This window comes from Streptomyces sp. NTH33, assembly GCF_003236365.1.
In the GTDB taxonomy this organism is placed as follows: Bacteria; Actinomycetota; Actinomycetes; order Streptomycetales; family Streptomycetaceae; genus Streptomyces.
The window spans coordinates 1-5005 of sequence record NZ_POTZ01000491.1; the positions used below are offsets into that span (position 1 = coordinate 1).

The 5005-nt window shown below is 70.1% G+C and carries 7 protein-coding genes; 3 read left to right on the forward strand and 4 right to left on the reverse strand.

The window, feature by feature from the left end:
- On the forward strand, positions 1-804 hold an 804-nt coding region (locus C1I97_RS31280), incomplete at its 5' end, for a trans-aconitate 2-methyltransferase (RefSeq protein WP_111006439.1).
- A gap of 3 nt (positions 805-807) precedes the next feature.
- The gene (locus C1I97_RS31285) at positions 808-1188 is read left to right on the forward strand and encodes a VOC family protein (RefSeq protein WP_111006440.1); all 381 of its coding nucleotides are present in this window, start codon (positions 808-810) and stop codon (positions 1186-1188) included.
- Here C1I97_RS31285 and C1I97_RS31290 read toward each other — a convergent pair.
- The 4 genes from C1I97_RS31290 to C1I97_RS31305 are packed head-to-tail and all read right to left on the reverse strand — an operon-like array spanning position 1163 to position 3382.
- Positions 1163-1411 (reverse strand): type II toxin-antitoxin system RelE family toxin, encoded by a 249-nt coding sequence (locus C1I97_RS31290; protein ID WP_111006441.1) that lies wholly within the window; start codon positions 1409-1411, stop codon positions 1163-1165. The genes C1I97_RS31285 and C1I97_RS31290 overlap by 26 nt on opposite strands.
- Complete coding sequence (locus C1I97_RS31295; protein WP_111006442.1) at positions 1408-1662, reverse strand: type II toxin-antitoxin system Phd/YefM family antitoxin; 255 nt, start codon at positions 1660-1662, stop codon at positions 1408-1410. The genes C1I97_RS31290 and C1I97_RS31295 overlap by 4 nt, the downstream gene beginning before the upstream one ends.
- Positions 1663-1703: 41 nt before the next feature.
- Positions 1704-2378: a TetR/AcrR family transcriptional regulator gene (locus C1I97_RS31300; protein WP_111006443.1), complete on the reverse strand. Its 675-nt coding sequence runs from the start codon at positions 2376-2378 to the stop codon at positions 1704-1706.
- Entirely contained in the window at positions 2375-3382 is a 1008-nt protein-coding gene (locus tag C1I97_RS31305) for an acyl-CoA desaturase (protein ID WP_111006444.1), read from the reverse strand. Before C1I97_RS31305 ends, C1I97_RS31300 begins: the two co-directional genes overlap by 4 nt.
- A gap of 292 nt (positions 3383-3674) precedes the next feature.
- Between C1I97_RS31305 and C1I97_RS31310 the strand changes: the two genes are divergently transcribed.
- On the forward strand, positions 3675-5005 hold a 1331-nt coding region (locus tag C1I97_RS31310), incomplete at its 3' end, for a phosphoenolpyruvate carboxylase (RefSeq protein ID WP_146608348.1).

The following is a 5005-nucleotide window of genomic DNA, read 5'->3' on the forward strand; positions in this document are numbered from 1 at the left end:
GCCCAGTACCTGCGTCACGCCGGCCATCGCGCCCGCCCCTTCACCGACCTGCTCGCCCGCGTCCCCGAGCTGCCCAGCGGCCCGCGCCCGCCCCGTATCGCCGACCTCGGCTGCGGGCCCGGCAACGTCACCGCCCTGCTCGCCGGCCGCTGGCCCACCGCGCACATCACCGGCTACGACAACTCGCCCGAGATGCTCGACAAGGCCGTGGTGGAGCATGAGGGCCCCACCCCCGGCGGCGGACGCCTCGACTTCGCCCATGCCGACGTCCGCACCTGGACGCCCGGCGAGCCGTACGACCTGATCGTCAGCAACGCCACCCTGCAGTGGGTGCCCGGGCACGCCGACCGGTTCGCCGACTGGGTGGCGGGGCTGCGCCCCGGCGGCACCCTCGCCTTCCAGGTGCCCGGCAACTTCTTTGCCCCCAGCCACCGGCTGATGCGCGACCTCGCCCACTCCGCCCGCTGGCGCGACCGCCTCGCGGACGTCCTGCGCCACGAGGACGCGGTGTTCGGCCCCGAGGCGTACCTGGAGAAGCTGACCGCGCTCGGCTGCACGGCGGACGTGTGGGAGACGACGTACGTCCACCTGCTGGCGGGGGAGGATCCGGTCCTGGACTGGGTGAAGGGCACCGGGCTGCGGCCGGTCCTCACCGCCCTCGGCGACGACCCGGCGGCACGCGAGGAGTTCCTGGCCGAGTACCGCACCGCCCTGCGCGAGGCCTACCCGCCCGGCCCGCACGGCACCCCGTTCCCCTTCCGCCGCGTCTTCGCGGTCGCCACCAGGAACACCAAGGAGGCATGAGCCGTGCTCAGCGCCGTCGATCACGTCCAGCTGGCCGCGCCCCCCGGCTCCGAGGACCAGCTGCGTACGTACTACGTCGACGTCCTCGGCATGACGGAGATCCCCAAGCCACCGGTCCTGGCCGCGCGCGGCGGCTGCTGGTTCCAGGCCGGGACCGTCCAGCTCCACCTGGGCGTCGAGGACGACTTCCGCCCGGCGAAGAAGGCCCACCCCGGCCTGCGGGTGACGGCCATCGAGGCCTACGCCGCCCGGCTGCGCGCACACGGCGCGAAGGTCACCTGGGACGACGACCTGCCGGGCCACAAGCGCTTCTACTCCGAGGATCCGGTGGGCAACCGGCTGGAGTTCCTTGAGGAGCTCAAGCCGTCCGACCGAGGTGCGTGACGAGGATACGGACGACCTCATCGCCGATGACGTACAGGACCCGGTACTCGCCGACACGGAGGCGGCGAATGTCCAGGCCGTACGGCGTCGACCCCGCGGGGCGCGGATCGTGGGCCAGCTCGTCGATCGCGTCCAGGACCCCGGCGAGGCCGGCCGGGTCCTCCTTCAAGAACCGCGCTGCGGCGTCGAGGGCGTGCGGTTCGAAGATGATCTCGTAGCTCACGGCTTCTCGAGCCCCAGTCGCCTCCGGACCTCCGCCATGGGGATGCCCTCACCCAGCGTTCCCTCGGCCTTCCGCCGCTGGTAGTCAGAGACTGCCAAGGCGTCCTCAAGATCCTCTATCACCTGCGGAGACACAAGGAGGGCAGCCACGTGCCCGTGGTCGGTCAGCGCGATGGTCTCGCGGCTGTGAGCGGCACGGCGGACCAGGTCGCCGAGCTGGGAACGGGCAGCGCTGATCGCGATCTCAATCATGCGCACATGGTGCCACAAGATTAATCTTGTGGCCTATTGGTTCAGCTCTTGCGGTGACCGATCAGCCGCGGCTTCGGCTCCAGACCGTCCAGGCCGTGCCACGCCAGGTTCACCAGGTGGGCCGCCACCTCCGCCTTCTTCGGGCGGCGCACGTCCAGCCACCACTGGCCGGTCAGGGCGACCATGCCGACCAGGGCCTGGGCGTACAAAGGGGCCAGCTTGGAGTCGAAGCCGCGGGACTTGAACTCGCGGCCCAGGATGTCCTCCACCTGGGTGGCGATGTCGGAGATCAGGGAGGCGAAGGAACCCGTCGACTGCGGGATGGGGGAGTCACGGACCAGGATGCGGAAGCCGTCCGTGTACTCCTCGATGTAGTCCAGGAGAGCGAACGCCGCCTGCTCGCACAGCTCGCGGGGGTGGCCGGCCGTCAGACTGCTGGTCACCATGTCCAGCAGCCGCCGCATCTCGCGGTCCACCACCACCGCGTACAGGCCCTCCTTGCCGCCGAAGTGCTCGTACACCACCGGCTTGGACACCCCGGCCTTCGCCGCGATCTCCTCCACCGACGTGGCCTCGAAGCCCTTCGCCGCGAACAGGGTGCGACCGATCTCCAGCAGCTGCTGGCGGCGCTCGGCACCGGTCATACGGGTGCGACGCGCGCGCCGCGGCTTGTCATTGCTGGGGGTGCTGGAGTCGGTGGCCACACCGCCCATCATGCCGCCTCGGCGGTCTCCTTACGGCGCCGGGAGCGGTCCTTGTCAGTGTTCCGGCGGGAATCGATACGCGAGCGTGACGGCCAGCGCACGTCGTGTGCCCAGCCGAGCTGCTCGAACCAGCGGATGATCCGCGCCGAGGAGTCCAGCTGGCCGCGCTCCACCCCGTGCCGGGCCGAGGTCGGGTCGGCGTGGTGCAGGTTGTGCCAGGACTCGCCGCAGGACAGCACCGCCAGCCACCACACGTTGCCCGAGCGGTCCCGCGACTTGAACGGACGCTTGCCGACCGCATGACAGATCGAGTTGATCGACCAGGTCACGTGGTGCAGCAAAGCCACCCGAACGAGTGAACCCCAGAAGAACGCGGTGCACGCGCCCCACCACGACAGGGTGACCAGGCCGCCGATCAGCGCCGGCAGCGCGAGCGACACCGTCGTCCAGAGCACGAACTGGCGGGAGATCCGCCGCATCGCCGGATCCTTGACCAGATCCGGCGCGTACTTCTCCTGCGGCGTCTGCTCCTCGTCGAACATCCAGCCGACATGAGCCCACCACAGGCCCTTCAGCAGCGCCGGAACCGTCTCGCCGTACCGCCACGGCGAGTGCGGATCGCCCTCGGCGTCGGAGAACCTGTGGTGCCTGCGGTGGTCGGCGACCCAGCGGACCAGGGGCCCCTCGACCGCCATCGACCCCGCGATCGCCAGCGCGATCTTCAAGGGCCGCTTCGCCTTGAACGAGCCATGGGTGAAATGCCGGTGGAAACCGATCGTGATGCCGTGGCAGCCGAGGAAGTAGAAGAACACCAACAGGCCCAGATCCAGCCAGCTCACCCCCCACCCCCACGCCAGCGGCACCGCCGCCAGCAGCGCGAGAAACGGGACGGTGATGAACAGCAGCAGCGTGATCTGCTCGATCGAACGCTTCTGCTCACCACCCAGCGTGGCAGACGGCAGCGCGGTGTCGGTCGCCTTCTGGGCGTCGTCGATCACATCGGAGCTTGCGGTCATGGGCGTCCCCTGTGGGTCGAGGGTCTAGACAGGTGCCGGCGGCGTCCGGAACCGTCCAGCTCCCTACGGTTCCGTAACCTACGGCATCGTAAGTATGGCAGCGCGTCGCCCTGCGGCAAGAGCCCGCAGCCTTGCGCGTCCCGCCCGACACCTAGACTTGGAATCGGTCGGACAGCGCGGTCCGCTGAAGAAAATCCCTTCCCGGATGCCCGGCCCGTATGCGGCGGCCCGCCGCGCGGCACCCGTCCGGGTTCCCTCCCAGACGTGCTTCAACCCGCAAGGAGCCGCACCTGTGAGCAGTTCCGACGACCAGACGACGACCAGCAGCGAGCTGCGCGCCGACATCCGCCGACTGGGCGACCTCCTCGGAGAGACCCTCGTACGGCAGGAAGGCCCCGAGCTCCTCGAACTGGTCGAGAGGGTCCGCCGCCTCACCCGCGAGGACGGCGAGGCCGCCGCCGAACTCCTGCGCGGCACCGAACTCGAAACCGCGGCCAAGCTGGTCCGCGCCTTCTCCACCTACTTCCACCTCGCCAACATCGCCGAACAGGTGCACCGCGGCCGCGAACTGCGCGCCCGCCGCGCCGCCGAGGGCGGCCTCATCGCCCGCACCGCCGACCGGCTCAAGGACGCCGACCCCGCACACCTGCGCCAGACCGTGCAGCACCTCAACGTCCGCCCGGTCTTCACCGCACACCCCACCGAGGCCGCCCGCCGCTCCGTCCTCAACAAGCTCCGCCGCATCGCCGCCCTTCTGGAAACCCCGGTCGTCGCCTCCGACCGCCGCCGCCACGACACCCGGCTCGCCGAGAACATCGACCTCGTCTGGCAGACCGACGAACTCCGCGTGGTACGCCCCGAACCCTCCGACGAGGCCCGCAACGCCATCTACTACCTCGACGAACTCCACGCCGAAGCCGTCGGCGACGTCCTGGAGGACCTCACCGCCGAACTGGAGCGCGTCGGCGTCAGGCTCCCCGACGACACCCGCCCCCTCACCTTCGGCACCTGGATCGGCGGCGACCGCGACGGCAACCCCAACGTCACCCCCCAGGTCACCTGGGACGTGCTGATCCTCCAGCACGAACACGGCATCAACGACGCCCTCGACATGATCGACGAGCTGCGCGGCTTCCTCTCCAACTCCATCCGCTACACCGGCGCCACCGACGAACTGCTGACCTCCCTCCAGGCCGACCTGGAGAAGCTGCCCGAGATCAGCCCCCGCTACAAGCGCCTCAACGCCGAGGAGCCCTACCGGCTCAAGGCCACCTGCATCCGCCAGAAGCTCGTCAACACCAAGCAGCGCCTGGCCACCGGCACCTCCCACGAGCCCGGCCACGACTACCTCGGCACCAACGAGCTGCTGCACGACCTGCGCATCATCCAGAACTCCCTGCGCGAACACCGCGGCGGCCTGTTCGCCGACGGACGACTGGGCCGCACCATCCGCACCCTGGCCGCCTTCGGCCTCCAGCTCGCCACCATGGACGTCCGCGAACACGCCGACGCCCACCACCACGCCCTCGGCCAGCTGTTCGACCGGCTCGGCGAGGAAACCTGGCGCTACGCCGACATGCCCCGCGACTACCGCGCCAAGCTCCTCGCCAAGGAACTCAGGTC